This is a genomic window from Kitasatospora sp. NPDC092039 (assembly GCF_044756065.1).
Lineage (GTDB): Bacteria > Actinomycetota > Actinomycetes > Streptomycetales > Streptomycetaceae > Kitasatospora.
The window spans coordinates 237,540-255,255 of sequence record NZ_JBIVSD010000006.1 but is presented as its reverse complement, the minus strand read 5'-3'; the positions used below and the strand labels follow the sequence as shown (position 1 = coordinate 255,255).

Sequence of the window (17,716 nt, the reverse complement as noted above, 5' to 3'; positions counted from 1 at the left end):
CGACACGCGGGCAGGAACGTCCCTGCACCCCGGCGCCGCGCCCGTGCGGTGCAATGGCGCGACCCGACACGCCGTCAACAGGGGAGGCCACCGGTGGAGACCAGGACGAAGGACGCGGACCCGGTCCGGGTGCTGGACGTGGCGAGCGCCGACTACCGCCGGGCGTTCGAGCTGTTCCTGGCCGGGACGGACGAGAAGCCCGTCACCCACGCCCGGCTGGGCGAGATCGCGGCCGCCCTGCCGCACCGCCGGGTCCTGCTGGACCTCGGCGCGGGCGACGGCCGCACCACCGCGTACCTGAGCCGTCTCTTCGACCGCACGATCGCGGTGGAACCCAGCCCCTCGATGCGCGAGAAGCTCGGCGCCGCCTGCCCCGACGCCCTGGTCCTCCCGGAGCCGCTCGACCGGGTCCACCCGCCGGAGCAGGGCGACCTCGTCCACCTCTCCCACGTGCTCTACTACGTGCCCGAGGCTGACTGGCCGGCCACCGTCTCCCGCGCCCTGGACTGGACGGCCCCCGGCGGCACCCTCCTGGTCGTGCTCCAGAACCCGGAGAGCCCCTGCATGCGGATGGCCGCGCACTTCACCGGCGCCCGCTACGACCTCAGCCCCCTCGCCGACCGCCTGCGGCAGCGCCACCCCGAGCACGACTACGCCCTCGAAACCCTCGACCTCCACTACCGCGCGCCCGACCTCGCCGAGGCGGTGGACGTCGCCGAGTTCATGGTCAACGTCGCCGACCTGGCCACCCTCGACCCCCGCCCCACCCGCGCGGCCCTGGCCGCCTACGTCCAGGACCACTTCGCCCTCCCCGCCGGCGGCTACGCCATCGGCCACACCCAGGACATGCTCATCATCCGCCGCGCGCCCCAGGCCTGACCGCCGCCTCGAGCGCCCACCCCGGACCAGGACCCCATCACCGATGCCCGACACCGCCCCGTCCTACCGCGACCTCCGCGCCCTGGTGATCAACTGCACCCTCAAGCGCTCCCCCGAACGCAGCCACACCCAGGGCCTGATCGACATCTCCACCGGCATCCTGGAACGCCAGGGCGTCGCGGTCGACGTCCTGCGCGCCGTCGACCTCGACATCGCGACGGGCGTCTGGCCGGACATGACCGAACACGGCTGGGAGACCGACGAGTGGCCGGTGATCTACTCCCAGGTGATGGCCGCCGACATCCTCACCCTGGCCGGGCCCGTGTGGCTGGGAGACAACTCGTCGGTGATGAAGAAGGTCATCGAGCGGCTCTACGCCTGCTCGTCGATCCTCAACTCCGAGGGCCAGTACGCCTACTACGGCCGGGTCGGCGGCTGCCTGATCACCGGGAACGAGGACGGCGCCAAGCACTGCGCGATGAACGTGCTCTACAGCCTCCAGCACCTCGGCTACACCATCCCGCCGCAGGCCGACGCCGGCTGGGTCGGCGAGGCCGGCCCCGGCCCGTCCTATCTCGACGAGGGCTCCGGCGGGCCGGAGAACGACTTCACCAACCGCAACACCACCTTCATGACCTGGAACCAGCTCCACCTCGCCCGCATGCTCAAGGACGCCGGCGGCATCCCCGCCCACGGCAACCAGCGCTCCGAGTGGGACGCCGGCTGCCGCTTCGACTTCGAGAACCCCGAGCACCGCTGAACCGTCGCGCCGATCTCCCGGAATCGGCGCGACGGGTGCCGCTTTCGACAGCGATTACGGCTCCCGAGAGCGGCGGGATGGCTTCAGCCGGAGACCGAACATCCCCGCGACGACGGTCGCCAGGACCGGCGCGTCCGGGCTCAGGCGAGGCGATCGGACCACCAAGAGGATGACCACGATCACGACCGCGGCCCGGGCTTCGCGGGTCGCGTCCGCGAGGGGACGGCGGCGGTGGTTGGAGCTGGGGTCGCACATGGCCGGTCCTTTGGCAAGGCCCGGCTGCGCCGGGCGGTGGGTCCGTTGCTACAGGGTGTTCCCAGCGTGGGGGCAGCGGGCGGCGTTGCGGGAGCGGCAAGGCCCCCAACAGTGCTTTTGCTGCTGCCCGTACGTGCTCATCGATTCAGCGCTTCAGCAGGTGGGGACCGTCAGCACCCCTCGTGGTCCAGGCGCCCCGACAGCCCCGCAGCCCCTTCGGCCCGCCGAAAAGGCGGACAGGCCGCCGCGCTTGCCGAGGGAGTGGGCGGTGGGCCTACGGTCCGACGTGGACCAGTGCCGCCCAGATCTCGGGTGCTTCCGGCCGGTCGCGGACGAGTTGTCGGACAGCCGCCCGGAGCGCGGCTGCGGCGTCGTCGGAGCTGAGCGCCAGGTCGTCAGAGGACCGTCCGGCGAGCAGGTGGTCGTAGAAGGAGACGGCCGCCTGTCGAGCGGATCTGCTGCGCAGGTTCCAGTAGGTGGCGATCACGTGCCGGAAGCCGGCCAGCCGAAGCGCCCCGGCGAGGGTCACCGGCTCGTCGGGGTGGTCGACGGTGGCACGCTGCGTCTGGCACGCCGACAGGTAGGCGAGCTCCGCAGCGCGCAGACGCAGGGCGGCGATGTCGGTGACCTTGAGGTAGTCGCCGCCGATCGGGTCCCAGGTGTAGAGGGTTCCGTCGGGGGTGGAGACGTCCTGACTGCCGTGACCCGCGAAGTGCAGCCAGTCGTGTGCGGGCAGCGCGGCCAGCACCGCCTCCCGGGTCGCGTCCTGCTCTCTCAATGGCGTGGCATTCGGGAACCGCGCGACGACCGCGTCGATCTCGCCGGAGACGTGTGTGAGGGGCGTTCGCCCGGCCGTGCCGGTCTCGACCCCGCCGACGCTGATTGCCAGCATCCGTGGAGCGCGAGCGGGTTGGTCCGAGCCGCCCTTTCGTGCGGACAGCAGGGACCGGAGGGTCGGGACGTAGGAACAGATGGCGCGGTCCACGAGCAGGTCGGGGGGAGCGGACTCGCCGTCGTACGGGTCCTCGGAAAGCAGACCGGCGGCATGGAGGGGCAAGCGGTTGAGAACGTCCGTCGGACAGAGCCACAGGTGCATCGGCCGGCGCGAGCGGCTGTCACGCGACCCGCTGCTCTCGAGGCGGTCCAGCACCGGTCGGATCAGGCTCTGCCAGAGCCATCCCAGGAGATCGACCAAGTAATCCCGCAGTTCCTCGACGCCGTCGGTAGGGGAGTCCATCGCCTCCAACAGTCCGGCCAGCGCCTCCGCCCGGGCCTCGGCCTTCCCGCGGTCGAACGCGGGAAGGGGCACCACGACGACGGTCCCCTGTGTCAGGATGAGCGCGTCACAGCGCACGCCGCTGATGTTGAAGAGGACGACAGGTCCGTGATCGCCCGCGTGAACCAGCTCGTCGAACGACGGCGGGCGTAGGAACCCGGCCATTCCCGGAAGGCGGCGGGCTCGTTCGACCAGGTCCGTCCAGCGCAGGTGGAGCTCACGCCGCCGGCCAGCGTGGGCGAAGGCGTCCCCCACGGCAAGATGCCGGTCAGAGATGAATGGGCCGTTGTCGGTCAGTTGACGTCGGACGCCCTCCAGGTCTTCGGCGAGCGCGGGATCGAGCACGCGGATGTCCTCGAGGTCCGCGTTCATGTCGAGGGCGTGTGACAGGAGTTGCGCCCGGCCCTGTTCGAGGAGCTCCACCGCGCGTTGGGGCTTCCCCAGCAGGATGGCCAACGCCGCCGCATCGCAGACGGCCTCGGACTTGCCGCCCAGCGGGCGCAGCTGGTCCTCTCTGGACAGGCCCGGCCAGGCGAGCTGCGGCAACACCTCGATCGCCGCACTCAGGCCTTCGAGGGCGCCGTCCACGTCCCGCTCCTCGGCCATCAGATGGGCCCAGGCGAACGACGCCGCCCAGCGCTCGGCTGGTGAACCGAAGCGGTGTGTGGCGGCACGCCGATAGAGGTCCAGTGCTTCGGCTCGCATCGCCTTGCGCGCTCTGCGGGCCTTGCGAGATGAGTCAGATGCACCGGAGATCAGTGCGTCGGCGAGGAAGAGCGCCCGTTTCACCCAGCCGGGCGAGTCCTCAGCTCCTTCGAGGCCTTGCCGCATGTGGTGGTAGGCCTCCGCCGCCGCCTCCGGCTGATTCCCGTGAACTGACCAGCCAAGAAGTGCCTCGCCGTACTGCGTGTGGTACGCGGGGCGCGTCACGTGGCCGGACGGAGCGAGCGCGAGCCCTCTGCGCGCGGCCCTGCATGCGGCGGCCAGATCGTCCGTATCCCGGCCCTCACGAAACCGCGCCACCAGGAGGGAGGCCTGAAGGCTGTGAAGCATGTGGCGGTGCACGGCGCTTCGCGAAGTCTCCAGGAGGGCGTGGGCGACGATGTCGATCGCGCGGTCGAGGGCCCCCGGATCGGACGTGATGACCCAGAGCCTCACCAACGCATGGGCCAGGTTCCGCCGGAAGGAGATCTGATGGAGGTCGCTGGGATCAGCCACCATGATCGCGTCCTCCAGGTGGCCGATGGCCTCCGCCATCAGCACCCCGTCCCCCGTCAGCTCCGCGGTACGACTCATGACGACACCACAGTTGTGCGACGCGAGGGCGCGGATTCCCGGGAGACTGCTCCTTGCGATGGCCTGCCGAAGGATCTGCTCTGCCGCACGGAGGTCCTCCGGGCGATCCGAAAGGCTCACGACGTTGGCGTGGTTGGACAAGGCCGTGCTCCACGCGGCCGTGTCGGGTGATGCAGCCTCCATGGCCTCGCGCGTGTGGAGCAGCGCTTGGTGCAGGAGTGCGGGGTCACCGGTCGCCTCGTACTGAAGCCGTTCGATGTCGCCGAGCGTGGAGGACAGCCGCACCCTGTTGTCGGTGGACAGCGTCTGGGTGGATGCCGATGCAAGCGCCCGCTTGGCGTCAGTGACAGCGGACGGCAACTCGTCCCGGTCACCGGTGGCGAGATACAACTGCATCCGCGCCACGGCGAGGGTGTTCAGCGCCCGCCAGTGGAACGAGGGAAGCGTCGCCGTCGCTTCCGCCGCGTCTTGGAGGAGACGCACCGCATCTCGAAGGATCACAGGATCCTCCGCCTGGAGGCCCTGTCGGCGGCGCACATCGGCGTGGAGGTGCAGATGGAGGCCGTAGCCCTGGTCATCCGGCACCTGGACGGCCAACGACTCGCGCGCCAGCCGCTCCGGCACGGTGAGGTCGGACGTCAGCGACGCATCGTACTCGTGGAGGAGAACCTGCGCGAGGTGGTACTGCAGGTCAGCGCGACTCCTCTGCCGATGGGAGACCGTCAGTCCGAGAGCTTCCTCCAGGGCATCGTGCGCGATTCTGAGATCATCGAGACGGCCCCGCAGCTCGTAGCGCAGTTGCCGGAGTCTTCCGGCGAGGTGGAGCCATTGGACGCCGACCTCCGGGCTGCTCGCCGGATCCGGCGACGTTCGCCATCTGCCCAACTGGGTGGAGCAGAGCGCTACGGCTTCCTCGAAGAGCGCTTCGTCGGCGTTCACCGCGTACCTGCGGAACAGCACCCACCCCCGTTCCACGGAGAACCGGTGCCAGCGTGGCCAGACGTCCATCGTGAGCGCCTCCGAGTCCTCGACCCCGTTCCGGGCAGGGCAATTCAGCCCACCTTAGCGTTCGTCAGTAGGCGGCAGTCGCAGGTTGGTTGTTGCCATATCCTGTGGGGCGATCAGGATCGCTTGAGTGAGGGGGGGTGCATGTCGTACGACATCCGGGCAGTCCGTCGGCAGGCCGTTGATCTGTTGTCCGAGGCGCCGACGTGGCGGCTCTCCACACGCGGGTGGTCCCGGGTGGGGGAGTGCCTGGCGGCCCTCCAAGCCGGTGCCGAAGCGGGCGACTCGACGGCACTCAGGCGTGCGACCGGGCGGCTCTCCGACCTCGTCGACGTCTGGCGGGCCCCCCGGTCAATGGCCGAGGGGGAGAACGAGCCCATGCCGCCACAACTCCTCGAAGCCCACGGGGTGCTGATCCGGACGCTGGAGGACGCCAACGGGGGCGGGAGCTCGCAGGACGACACGGATGAGCACTGAGGTCCGCTTCGCGCGGGAGGCTCTGCAACTCCACTACTTCATGGACGTTCAGCAACTCACCGGCCCGGGCCGGACGGTGCTGGACGCCCTCTGGTCCGCGTGCGGGAGGATCGGGATGGACCGACCGGTTCCGTCGACCGGCGATATGGTCCTGCCCCACACGATCGACGCGTCCTCGAGCTTCCACACCGTGCGTAGTCGTCGGAGTAGTGGGCCCGGCGTCTTCGAGGCCCGGGTGTACGTGCTCGGCGGGATCGCGGGCCTGGTCGTGATGCTCGCGCCACCGGACGCCAGCACCTCGCACGGCATGGCGGAGACGGCGACGATCTGGGCCGACCTGGAGCGGGCATGGGACGGTGCCTACACGCCACCGGCGCAAGGGGGCGTGAACCCGCTGATCGGCAGTGTCCGGATCTACCGCGCCCTCGCTGATGCGAGTCCCGGCGCGGCCCTCGACCTCGATGTCGTGGCAGGCCGACTCGCCGGGATCGTGCCGGGTGCTGCGACGGACGGGACCGACCGGATCTCCGAACGGTTGTCGCTGCCGGCCGAACTCTCCATGCGGGAGGTGACGTCCCGAGGGGCCGGGGAGGACCACGTGGATCGGACGTTCGTCACCACCACGAGGGCCACTGATGCCGACGAGGCCTCGCTGGACGCATGGTCCTGGTTCGACGTCCGCAGCCCGATGACGCCGGTCACCAGATACCTGTTGCACGCCGCCGCCGTCCGGGACCAGTACGGGATCCGTCGAGCCGCGGACCCGGGCCTAACGCGGCGTAGGACCGCATTGCGGGAGGACGGGCAGCTCCTGCTCCTGGACTGTCACCGGCTGCTCTCGGCGAGCGGCTACCACAGACGTGCCGCACGGCGGGAGCTGGCCCGCTGGGAGGAACTGGCAGAGCGGGCACACCGGTTGTTGCTCGAGGACGGGATCGCCGCCGACAGGGAGCTGAAGCTGCGTACCATGGGCCGTACGATCGGGGTCCATTCCGCCGCGATGACAGCCGCGTTGAGCACGCCTGCGGACCCGAGTCCCGGCGTCCTGTTCTCGGACGCTGAGTGCGCGACGCGCCTGGCGGACGTCCTGGAGGAGGACGCCTTCTCCTTCGGTGTCGAGCGCGAGCGCGTCAAGGAAGCGGCCCGCATCGCGACCGAGTCGGCCACGCAGCGCCTTCAGAGTCACCAGCAGTACCTGTCACTCGTGCAGACCTCCGTGATCGGGGGGTTGCTCATGGCGCTTACCGCGGTGCAGACGCTGGGGTTCAGGCTTCCGCTGGCCGAGCACGTTCAGGGGCCGTTCATCGCCCTGCTCGCCACGCTCGCGGTCTCGCTGCCCGTGGTGATCACCCGGCGTTGGAGCGGCGGGAACGGGGGACGGCCGGGAGCGGTCTTTGAGATAGCCGGTCTGGCCGGGGCCGGTGCCGCAGTGGGGTGGCTGTTTGCTCGCGGGGCCGGCCACGGAGGCTGGTCCACGGCGATGACGGCGGCCTTCGCGGTCGCCGGTGCCGTCCTGCTCGGCACAGGTGGCGCGTGGCACGCGCGCCGCGCGATCCGATGAGTTCCGTCCCCCGCTGCTGTACCGAGACGAAGGACCCCACCGCCGCGCGGTGAACGCCCCGACCGCGGCCGAGCGCAAGCCGATGGTCCGGCCGTCTGCGGACGGACCCCGAACCGATGTGTGGAGATCCAGGTGACGACCCTCGCCGACAACGACAGCCTCCTGCCCGGCGCTCCCCAGTTCTGGGACGTCGTCAGTGACGTCTTCACCTCGTGGTTCGGCGCCGGCAGCGTGGCCGCCACCGTCACCGCGACCCTCATCGCGGTGCGGATGTGGTACTTGGCGGGGCGGGAGGGCTACCGGGCAGCCCGGGCCGGTGGTCGCACCGTCGTGGCCGCCGCCCGCTTCAGCGCGCGACACCTGGGCCGCATCCCGGGACACCGGAAGCTCTACGCGAGCCTGACGACCCTGGCGGTCCTCGTCCTGCAGGCCCTGTGGCTCGCAGGGACATACTTCTTCATCAGTGTGCTCGTCGCCAACGTGCGCTCCATGTTCGGCGGCGCGCCGGTTGGCGACCTGCACGACCTGCTCAGATGGGACGGCGTCAACGGCTACTACACCGTCGGCTGCTCGCTGCTCCTGGTGGCGGCGTACGCGTTGACCGTCACCGGCAACCGGGAAATGACCTCGGCGCTCGGTGTCCTGCCCGCCGTCCTGCCGGCCCTGACGGCGGGCCTGCTCTTGTTGTTCGCCGTCCTCGCGACGCTCATCTACGGCCTACTCGCGCTCTTCGGTTCCGATGACATCTCCTGGGCCGATGTCGGCTACTTCTGGTGCGCGGTCGTCATCCTGACCCTCTACGCGCTCGCGGGCTTCGCGGCGATGGGCGCCACCGCTCTGACCGGTGCGGCGTGGCGCTCCGACGAGTCGTCCGTCGCCGCCGGCAGACCCACCGAGGCGGAGGGAACTGCCTGATCCGTGGTCGCCGGAACCCCGGTCCGGCCAGTTGAGCCCGGCTCGCACCTCTTGCTTCAGCCGGTTGAAGCAGCATTCGACGATTGTTGCGGCGCCGATGGTGCGGCGGTCGAAGCCGGGCGCAGTCCTGGAATGGCTCGGACGTTGCCGCTGAAACCGGTTCTCACGAGCCTTGGCTTGGATTTCCCTGCCGTCCCCCCGATTCGCCGACGCCTGCGCATCTGGTGGCTTCCAGGTGTGGTTCTCGGACTCCTGCCCCTCCCTGCCACGGGGTACCACCGAGATGGTGGGACGGCCGCACCGTATCTGCTCGTACGCGCTGAGTGTGCGTTCGCTGCGGTATCCACGGAGAGCCACGCGCGGAGTCTCGATCGTCGACCTTTGTTCGCCGGTCGTGGCCATGCCCGTCACACCCGATCTACCGAACGGCGCCCCACTGAGTAAGGCTGCGGCCGAGGCCGACTGGGTGGGGCTCGCCTGCCCTCCCGCAGATCTTTATCGCCACCGCGCCTCCTGACGGCCGTGCCAGTGCTGATGGCCCGACGGGGGAGAAGATCCTCGTTGCGCTGGAGCAGCGCGCCATCGTCCATTCTGCCTGTCACGGGATCACCGACCGAACGGATCCGTCACGGAGCCGGCTCTTGCTCAGCGACCACCAATCCGCCCCGGTGACCGTGGCGAGTCTCGCTTCCGGCATGTCATCGGAACACTCTGAGAGATCGATGGCGCCGTCGCGGAACAGGCCGCGCGGTCGTTCTACCACATCCTCGGGGAGAGCCGGGCGACCTTAGCCCGTGAGTTGGCCGAGGTCGTCCGCGCTCAGTCCACCACCGGAACCCGCTACCAGGCCCAGCAGATCCCGTTCGACGCCGCTGCCCGCGACCAACCGCAGGAGCTCGCGCTCCATGTCGCCGGGTGCGGTGCCAGGGGCCGGACGTTGTCCTGCCGGCGCAGCGGGTGGCCGGGCGGTACGTCGTCGGGTATCGGCGGGCCGGGCGGCCGGCCACGACCACCCTCATGCCCCCGGCGGGACGGGCGGGCAGCAGCGCCGCGATGTTGTAGCTGTCCGGGCCGGCTGTCACGCCCCGTCCTCGTCCAGCCCGTCCATCACCAGGACCAGGCGTTCGCCGTGGTCGGTACACCGGAGGGCGGCGCGCTCCAGCGCGTCGAGCAGCTGCTCGTCGCGAGTATGGTCGCTGACCACGGGCGCCTGCTTGCCGAGGATCTCGTACAACTGTCGCTGGACGACCTCGCAGAAGGCCACGGGGTCGTTCTGCCGGGTGAGTCGCGCAGTGACGAAGAAGGCCACCACCCGTACTCCGGTCGGTGGCTCCAGCACGAACTCGGCCAGCAGCGCGGTCTTGCCCGCCCAGGCGGGTGCCTGCACGGTGGTGTGGCTGAACGAAGCGCAGCACTACCTCGGTGACCCCCGATTCGGGGAGCGCATCGCGGCCGCGCTCCACGACCTGCTGACCGATGCCGACCGGGGACCGGTGCTGGTCCTGGGCACCCTGTGGCCCCGGTACTGCGACGACTACACGGCCCTGCCCTCTCCCAGCGGCCTGGACCCCCACAGCCGGACGCGCGAACTGCTCGCCGGTCGCATCCTCACCGTCCCCGACACCTTCGACCACGACGCCCTGGCCGCCGCGCACGCACTCGCCCTGGGCGGGGACGGGCTGCTGGTCGACGCGCTCACCCGGGCCGCCGCGCACGGGCGGCTCGCACAGGACCTCGCCGGCGCCCCCGAACTGCTGCTCCGCTACGCCCATGGCAGCCCAGCAGCCCGTGCCCTGCTGAACGCCGCGATGGATGCCAGACGCCTCGACGTCCAACTGCACCTTCCTCAGCCGTTTCTCACCGAGGCCGCCATCGGCTACCTCACCGACCACGACTGGGAGCAGCTCCCCGATGACTGGGCCGAAGCCGCCTTCGCCGAACTCGCCCGCCCCGTCCACGGCAAGCAGGCCGCGCTGCGCCGCACCGCAACCCGCCCGCTGCGGAGCACCCCCGGCACCCCGCCGTCCGTCGCGATGTCCGCTCCGGTCGGGGTATCGATGGTTCGGCTCGCCGACTACCTCGAACAGCACGGCCGTGCCACGCGGAGCCGGGTGTGCCCGCCGGCGTCCTTCTGGCACGCCGCCCAGGCTCACCTCACAGGCCCGGACGACCTCTACAACCTTGCGAACGCCGCCGAGGACAGGCACCGCCGACGGTGGGCCGACCACCTCCGCCACCGAGCTGCCGACGCCGGACACCCCAACGCCCTGAGCAGCCTGGCACGCAGGCGGGACATGGCCGGAGACTGGAGGGAGGCCGAAGCTCTCTACTGGCGGGCGGCCGAGGCCGGTCACCCCGACGGCCTGCTCGACCTCGCTTGGATGTGTCAGAGGCTCGGCGAACTCGGAAGCGCCGAGATTCTCTACCAGCAGGCCGCCGACACCGGGAACCCCATCGGTCTGCTCGGTCTGGCGGAGGTCCGGGAGGAGAAGGGCGACTTCGACGGTGCCGAAGCCCTCTACCAGCAGATGGCCGACACCGGTGACGTCGTCGCGCTCGCCAATCTGATGCGGATGAAGGAACAGGCCGGCGAGCGGGTGGAGGCTGAGGCCCTGGCGCGGAAGGCCGCCGACGACGGTGACCCCGAGATCCTGATCAACCTGGCGCTCCTACGGGGCGAGAACGGGGCGCCGGATGACGCCGAGGCGCTCTACCGGTACGCCGCCGGCACCGGTCACTTCGCGGGTGTGCTCGGCCTGGCGGAGATCCGGGAGGATGAGGGCGACTTCGACGGTGCCGAGGCCCTCTACCGGCAGGCGGCCGGCACCGGCCACCCCTCGTCACTCGGCGGGCTGGCGCGGCTGCGGGAGGAGGCAGGTGACCGGGAAGAGGCCGAAGTCCTCGCCTGGAAGGCCGCCGGTTCCGGCTACCCCGACGCCCTGGACCTCCTGGTCCGGATGCGGGAACACGCCGGTGACCGAGATGGGGCCGAAGCCCTGGTCCGGCAGGCCGCCGATGCGGGTCAGCTCTCCACCGATCCCGGCAAGGAGCGCTGGCCGTACGGACTGGACCCGGACGGCTCACCCACGCTTCCATGGTGCTGAGGACGGCTCACCGACCCGGTCCTCATCGGCCACGGCGAACCGGGCCTGGTGAACTGCCAGCTATGGCGGCCGGACCCCGCACCGGGCGACGGCACCGCCCGCGCTGCGGCGGAGAGGGGGAGCGGATGATCCTCTGTGCGCTGTCCCGCAAGCCGTAGCGGCCGTGGCCATCACGCTGGTCGGGTGCTGCCCACGACCCTGTGCGCGTTCTCGGTGAATGCAGTGCCGGTGGGTCCTCCGGCTGAGGTAAGCAGCGCCCGGCCTCGCGCGCACACGGGGCAGAGCGACTCGCACCTGTAGGGAACCAACCGGGCGAGAAGTCACGCACCTTGGAACAGCACCCTTGCCGGTGCCGAGGGACAGAGAGCTGTTGGGCAGCCAGACACTGGTCGCCTTGAATCGACGGTCAAGGCTGATTCCTCAGGGCGTGCACGCAAGTCGGTTGCTTCGCAGGTCAGGTAGGGCGCCAGAGTGTTCCGCCGATCTGGGCTGGGGGGACGCTCTGGTCAGAAGTCGGTCAGGGCACTGCGCAGTCAGGCTTGCGATCGTAGTCCTCCGATCAGCTGCTTAGTCCTCGGCGCCGATGGCGGAGGAACTTCCCGGGCCCTGCCAGCCGCTGGCCGAGGGCCAGAGGACGGAGACGTCGAGGACCCGCTCGACGAGGTCGGGGACCCACGGCTCGTCGGGCGGGGAGGTGAGGACGACGTGGAGCCGCTCGGGAGTCCCGCCCGACACCTCTCCGATCTCCCGCACTCGGACGGCGCCGGACCGTACGGCGTGGTACGAGGTATGGCCGGCCGGAAGGACCTCATAGACGATCGGACCCCGCCCTCCGGGCCGGACGACATCGATGATCGACGAGTCCTGCGGCTTGTGGCCCGCCCCGAAGAGGGCGGCCATGAGTTGATGGCGCACCGCCTCGTGCCGGAGGCACGTCCGGTCTGCCTCGGCCGCGACTGCGAGCTCGGCCGTCAGGACGGTGGCGGGCGCGGCCGAGGCCGGCGCCTTCGAGGACTCCTCACCTGTGAGCTGGGCCAGGGCGGCGACCGCTCGGTCCCGCCAGCCGCTGCTCCGCAGGACCTCGCTGAGCCGTTCCGGCTCGGCCGCGTCCGCTGACCGTACGGCCTCCGGGAGACGGAGGGAGATGTCCCGCAGTACCGTCAGGTCGGCGAAGGGCGGGGATCCCAGGAGCCGCCAGACGGGGAGCCAGTCGGCCTGGTCACGGCGGAGGCAGCCGCCGACCAGACCATCCAGTTCCGAGAAGCCAGTCTCGGGTGGCTCCGCCGGGACGCCGTCGCCGAAGGCAGTCAGGATTGCCAGTGCGGCCCTGTATCGTTCGGCTGAGCGCTCGGAGATCGCATGGCGCCCGAAGTCGTTCGCCGACACGACGTACACACCGGAGCGACGTCGCACGACCCAGACGTCCAGTTCCTGGCCGGCCTCGGGCATCCGGTCATTGGGCCTCAGTTTCAGGATGTACCGCCGCTGCCGGTCCTCTGGGATTGGGGTGACCCTCCAGTAGAGCTGGTCACCGTGGGCGAGGGCGCGCACCCGCAGCTCGGTGCCGGGCGCGAGTTCCGCCGCCTTCTCCAGACCGGCGGCCGCCAGGATCTCCGCATCCAACGGGGTGGGCCTGCGGACGAAGAGCACCGAACCGCCGCCTGGCGAGAGGTTCCAGGTGCGGGTGGGACCGAGGACGAGGTGGTTGCCCCGCGGCGGGGTCGTCTCGATGTGGCCGCCGGACAGATCCGCCGCGAGCGCGCTGCGGAGCCGGCCGAGGAAGGCGTCGGCGTCCGTCTGCTCAGACCGGTCCGAGGTGAGGTCGGCGTACGCGCTGCGCGTCTCGGCGCTCACCTGGATGTCCTCGACCGTCAGGGCGCGCACCGACGCCGGGTCCTGGAGGGCGGGGCCGCGGTCGGCGGCGAGCCCGGAGAACCGGTACCGGGACGGGACCCCGGCCAGGAACTGCGCCGGGCTCCGCTCGCCGTGCACGCTGCGGTAGCCGGTCAGGGCCGTCCCGTCGTGGCTCAGCACGAACCGGTAGCCGTTGAGGTCGACGAGCCGGTAGCCGTCCGACTGCTGCGCCTGGCGCCCGTCGGTCAGGAAGGTGGCGATCACGTCGCGCATCTCGGCCTCGGCCTCCGGCTCGCCGCCGCCGTGCGCGGTCACGAAGGCCCGTACGGCGGCCCTGGTCACCCGGAGCCCGTCGAGGAACGCCTCCGAGGCGTCCAGCCGGGCCCCGAGGTCGGCGTCGGCGGGCACCCTGGGCAGGTTGCGCGAGGTCGGCCGCTCCGGCACCGCGCTCGTCCGAAAGCCGCCGCAGGAGCTGTCCCGGCACCAGCCGTCGGCGTTCCCGGTGAGCAGTTCGCAGCGCTCGCCGTCCAGGTGGAATCGCGAGCAGACGCGGCCCCGCGCCGGGTCGGACGGGGGCTCCGGGGTGAAACCGTCCGGCCCGGGGGAGGGCGACGGATCGGCGGCGGGCAGCATGACCGCGGGCAGCGGCGAGGCGTGCAGCACCGTCAGCGTCTGGGTGCTCCGGGTCAGGGCCACGTACAGCTGACGCGGGCCCTCGGCACCGCGGGCGGTGATGGTCGCGGGATCCAGGACGAGGACGTGGTCGAACTCCATGCCCTTCGCCTCACCGGCGGTCAGGACGGTCACAGCCTCGCGGACCTCGTCGGTCATCGCCTCCGTGGAGTCGACCAGGAGCTGGACCTGCTGGAGCCAGTCCGAATCGTCGGGGACGACCAGGGCGATCGAGCGCTGACTGTGACCGTCCGATCCGGCCAGCCGGGCCGCGTGCCCGACCGCCTCGGCGAGGAGCTGCCAAGGTGTCGTCTCGACGATCCGCACGGGCTCCCCGTCCGCCTCCTTCACTGCGGCCGGGAACGGAACGGACGGGGCCACCGCCCGGGCGAGCGGAGCGACGAACTCCATGATCTGCGCTGGCACCCGGTAGCTGGTGGTGAGCTCTTCGAGGTGCCAGCCGCCCTCGCCGGCCAGGATCCGGCCGATCCGCTCCCAACTCGGGTAGCCGTGCGGCCCGGTGGCCTGCGCGAGGTCGCCGAGCACCGTCATCGACCCCTGCGGATTGCGCCGCCGCAGTGACCGGGCCTGCATGGGGGTCAGGTCCTGGGCCTCGTCCACGACAACGTGCGGGTAACGCCGTGGTGTCTCGCCCGAGATGAGGGTCTGCAGCTCTTCGAGGCACACCAGGTCGTCCAGGGTCCACGGCTCGTCCTCGGCACGCTCGGCGGCCGGGCGCGACAGCAGTGCCTGCTCCTCCGGGGCGAACACGTCGGCGGCGCACTCGGCCAGCCGGCCCGACGAGTTCAGCAGGCTCCGCAGGGCCTCCTCCGGGCTGAGCGGAGGCCACGCGCGTTCGACGAGCGAGGCCACCTGGCGGTGGCGCTCGATGCTCTGACGGACGGCCCGGTCCCGGGCGCGCTGGGGGAAGCCCTGTCGCAGAGCGGCCAGCAGGAGGTCGACCAGCATGTCGCGGAAGCGGTCCCGGCGGGCCCGGTAGTGGCCCGGTCCGCTACGGGCGGCCTCGAAGACGCGGCGGACCTCGGCTGCCGGGATCCGCAGCGGCGCGCTGCCCAGGACGATGGTGAACATCGCCTCGTCGTGCTCGTTCGCGGCCGGGATGACTGCGGCGTCGACAGCGGCCGGCCGGCAGTTGCCCTCGACCCGGCGGCGCAGCACCTCCGCCATGCGCTCGTCCGACTTGATCCGCCGCACCGGCGGGGCGTCCTCGGCCCGCACGGTCCCCTCCCAGAGGAAGGAGAGCTCGACCGTGGTGACGTTGCGGGTGCCCAAGGTGGGGAGCACCCGGCCGACGTACTCCAGGAACCGCCGGTGCGGGCCCACCACCAGGATGTCCTGCGCCTGGAAGCGCTTGTTGTCCACCAGCCAGGTGACCCGGTGCAGGCCGACGACCGACTTCCCGGTGCCGGGACCGCCCTGGACGACCAGGACGTCGGTGGACGGGCCGGCTACCAGGGCCATCTGGTCGGGCTGGATGGTTTCGACGATGTCGCGCATGCGGGCGCGGCGGGCGCGGTCGAGGTCCCGGAGCAGCAGGTCGTCCACGGCCGGCCGCCGGGCTGCGGCGGCGGGGCCGAAGACGTCTCCGGGGGACGGTACGCCCGCCCCCGGGCCGGCGGCGGCCGGGACTGGAGGGGCTATCTCGTCGCGGTAGTCGCGGACCGTCCGCTGTTCGCAGTCTAAGCGCCGCCGCAACCGGACCTCCCCCGGGGCGTCCGGCGTGGCCAGGCGCCATGCGGTGGCGAGGGCGTTCGTCCATTTGATGACCACGGTGTCGCTGGTCTCGGCGTCGTGCACCGTCCGCCGCCCGAGGTAGAAGACTTCCGGCTCGCTCGTGTCGTCCGACCGGGTGTCCACTCGCATCGTGACGAGGTTCTCGCCCTCCAGACGGAACATCTCGGCCCGGGCTGAGGACTCAGCCCGGGCCGAGATGCCGTCCTTCCCACTGGCTGCTGCCCGGGCCGACGCGTCGCCGGACAGTTCGGCGAGCTTGGCTTCGTAACAGGCGTATGCGCGGTCGACCGCCAGCTGTTCGGTAGCGATGACGGCCGACCTCGATGACGTGCTCATGTGTTTCCCCTCCCGCGGGAGCCGCACAGCGCGACCACCCGCCTCCAGCCGCCACCTGACTACCAGAGGGTGCACGCACGTCGGGTGCGGAATGCCGCATTCGTTGCGGAAGCGTAGGGTCCCAGAGCCTCTGTGAGGTACACCGTTGTGGTGCAGGAAACAGTAACGGTGCCCGGTATTGGGCTTCTGCTGGCACCCGTTTCCCGGAAGGTGGAGATGGCCGAATCGTCCGACCATCTCAAGGAGTTTCGATGCCGAATGCGAACAGCGGGACTGCAGATCCCTCGCCCGTTTCGGTGGAAGCGGTGCTCGGGGCGAGGTCGACGGCGGTGCTCGTGGAGCTCCAGCGTGCTGACGGGAAGGCTGCCGCGCTCTGCGCGCTGGCCGGCGGTATGTTGGCTGCGGCGGTGGCGGCCCTCCCGGTCTGGTCTACCGGATCGGCGCTGCGGACCGCGGCCGTGCTGTGTGGCTGTGCACTCCTGATTGCCGCTGCGACGGCTGCGCTTCTTGCAATCCGGCCCGTGCTCCCGAGGGGTCGGTCATTGGCCGATCTTGGGTCTTTCCGGTCCGGTCCGGTGTCGGCGAGAACCCTCGCCGACCTGGCGACTCTGGATCGGCAGGCCTTGATCGAACTGGAGGCGCAGCGCCTGCAGCGGCTGGCGAGCCTCGCCCAGCGGAAGTTCCGGGCCGTCAGGACTTCTGTGGACCTGATTGCCGCAGCAGGCGCTGTGACTGGAATCGGTCTTTTGATTTCCTATGCGAATTGAGAGCATCGTGCCCCTGTTGTCCGCGGAAATTCAGGGGGGCACATGTATCTTCGCCATGAATCTATCATTGGCGATCGACTGTGGTCGGAACTGCGCAATCTCGCGCCGGAACGCAGTCGTCCCGCCAGATCCATGTTGCTCCGCCAAGGGGACCCCGCCACCCAGGTGATCCTGCTCAGCTCCGGATCCACGCTGGTCACCCTGGTGGGCGCCAACGGGGAGAAGACGCTGCTGGCCGTCCGTGGCGCCGGCGAACTGTACGGCGAACTCGCGGTCCTGGATGCCCAACCGCGCTCGGCCTCGGTGATTGCTGCCGAACCGTGCCGCGTCCACCTCATCCCTGCTCCCGACTTCCTCGCCTTTGTCTACGAACACGATCTGACAATTCCCTTGCTGCGGCACGCCATCGCGCGTGTTCGGGAAGCGGAGGCGGTCAGGCTGGAAATGGCGACCGCGGCGGTGCCGGTGCGCTTGGCAGCGGCTCTGGGTCGACTGGTCCGGGAGGCTTCCCGGCAGGGTGCCGAGACCATGGTGCGGTTGACCCAGACCGAACTGTCGCAGTTGATCGGAGCCTCCCGGAACAGCGTGGGCTGCGCGATCAGGCCGTGGCGGGAACGGGGCTGGCTCGGGACCGAGGCCGGCGGGGGACTGGTCATCCACAACATGTCGGCCATCCAGGCCGACGTGCTCGCCTGAGTGACGCAGGCCACCGTGGCGGGGGGCCGGGCCGGGGGCCCCCCCCCCCCCCCCCCCCCCCCCCAAGCGGGCCCGTGAAACCGCCCCACAGAGGGAAAACCGCCCCCA

Annotated in this window: 11 protein-coding genes; 8 read left to right on the top strand and 3 right to left on the bottom strand. The window is 70.7% G+C overall.

The features are described 5' to 3' along the window. Positions 1–93: 93 nt before the first annotated feature. Both ACIQI7_RS14975 and ACIQI7_RS14970 read left to right on the top strand, forming a co-directional pair. Positions 94–879, top strand: a complete 786-nt coding sequence (locus ACIQI7_RS14975; protein WP_401109301.1) for a class I SAM-dependent methyltransferase — start codon at positions 94–96, stop codon at positions 877–879. A gap of 43 nt (positions 880–922) precedes the next feature. Further along, entirely contained in the window at positions 923–1,639 is a 717-nt protein-coding gene (locus ACIQI7_RS14970) for a flavodoxin family protein (protein ID WP_387755676.1), read from the top strand. Positions 1,640–2,168: 529 nt separating this feature from the next. Here the strand turns inward: ACIQI7_RS14970 and ACIQI7_RS14965 are convergent. Beyond that, positions 2,169–5,426, bottom strand: a complete 3,258-nt coding sequence (locus tag ACIQI7_RS14965; RefSeq protein WP_401109299.1) for a CHAT domain-containing protein — start codon at positions 5,424–5,426, stop codon at positions 2,169–2,171. 189 nt (positions 5,427–5,615) lie between these two features. On the opposite strand from ACIQI7_RS14965, the gene ACIQI7_RS14960 reads away from it, so the two are divergent. The 3 genes from ACIQI7_RS14960 to ACIQI7_RS14950 all read left to right on the top strand — a co-directional run bounded on the left by ACIQI7_RS14960 (position 5,616) and on the right by ACIQI7_RS14950 (position 8,424). Then, positions 5,616–5,948: a CATRA system-associated protein gene (locus ACIQI7_RS14960; protein WP_401109296.1), complete on the top strand. Its 333-nt coding sequence runs from the start codon at positions 5,616–5,618 to the stop codon at positions 5,946–5,948. Further along, positions 5,938–7,509 (top strand): CATRA conflict system CASPASE/TPR repeat-associated protein, encoded by a 1,572-nt coding sequence (locus ACIQI7_RS14955; RefSeq protein WP_401109293.1) that lies wholly within the window; start codon positions 5,938–5,940, stop codon positions 7,507–7,509. The genes ACIQI7_RS14960 and ACIQI7_RS14955 overlap by 11 nt, the downstream gene beginning before the upstream one ends. Positions 7,510–7,641: 132 nt before the next feature. Continuing rightward, on the top strand, positions 7,642–8,424 hold the full coding sequence (locus tag ACIQI7_RS14950) for a hypothetical protein (RefSeq protein WP_401109291.1): 783 nt from the start codon (positions 7,642–7,644) through the stop codon (positions 8,422–8,424). A gap of 1,078 nt (positions 8,425–9,502) precedes the next feature. Here the strand turns inward: ACIQI7_RS14950 and ACIQI7_RS14945 are convergent. Then, positions 9,503–9,811, bottom strand: a complete 309-nt coding sequence (locus tag ACIQI7_RS14945; protein ID WP_401109289.1) for a hypothetical protein — start codon at positions 9,809–9,811, stop codon at positions 9,503–9,505. Position 9,812: 1 nt separating this feature from the next. On the opposite strand from ACIQI7_RS14945, the gene ACIQI7_RS14940 reads away from it, so the two are divergent. Next, a complete protein-coding gene (locus ACIQI7_RS14940; RefSeq protein ID WP_401109286.1) occupies positions 9,813–11,528 on the top strand; it encodes a tetratricopeptide repeat protein in 1,716 nt (571 codons plus the stop codon). A 567-nt stretch (positions 11,529–12,095) separates the two neighbouring features. Here ACIQI7_RS14940 and ACIQI7_RS14935 read toward each other — a convergent pair. After that, positions 12,096–16,145 (bottom strand): AAA family ATPase, encoded by a 4,050-nt coding sequence (locus tag ACIQI7_RS14935; RefSeq protein ID WP_401109284.1) that lies wholly within the window; start codon positions 16,143–16,145, stop codon positions 12,096–12,098. A gap of 251 nt (positions 16,146–16,396) precedes the next feature. On the opposite strand from ACIQI7_RS14935, the gene ACIQI7_RS14930 reads away from it, so the two are divergent. Continuing rightward, positions 16,397–16,912, top strand: coding sequence for a Pycsar system effector family protein (locus ACIQI7_RS14930; protein WP_401109282.1), 516 nt, complete (start codon positions 16,397–16,399; stop codon positions 16,910–16,912). Between the two features lie 42 nt (positions 16,913–16,954). Further along, positions 16,955–17,608 carry a Crp/Fnr family transcriptional regulator gene (locus ACIQI7_RS14925; RefSeq protein ID WP_401109279.1) on the top strand — a complete coding sequence of 218 codons (654 nt, stop codon included), beginning with the start codon at positions 16,955–16,957 and terminating at the stop codon, positions 17,606–17,608. Positions 17,609–17,716: the final 108 nt, after the last annotated feature.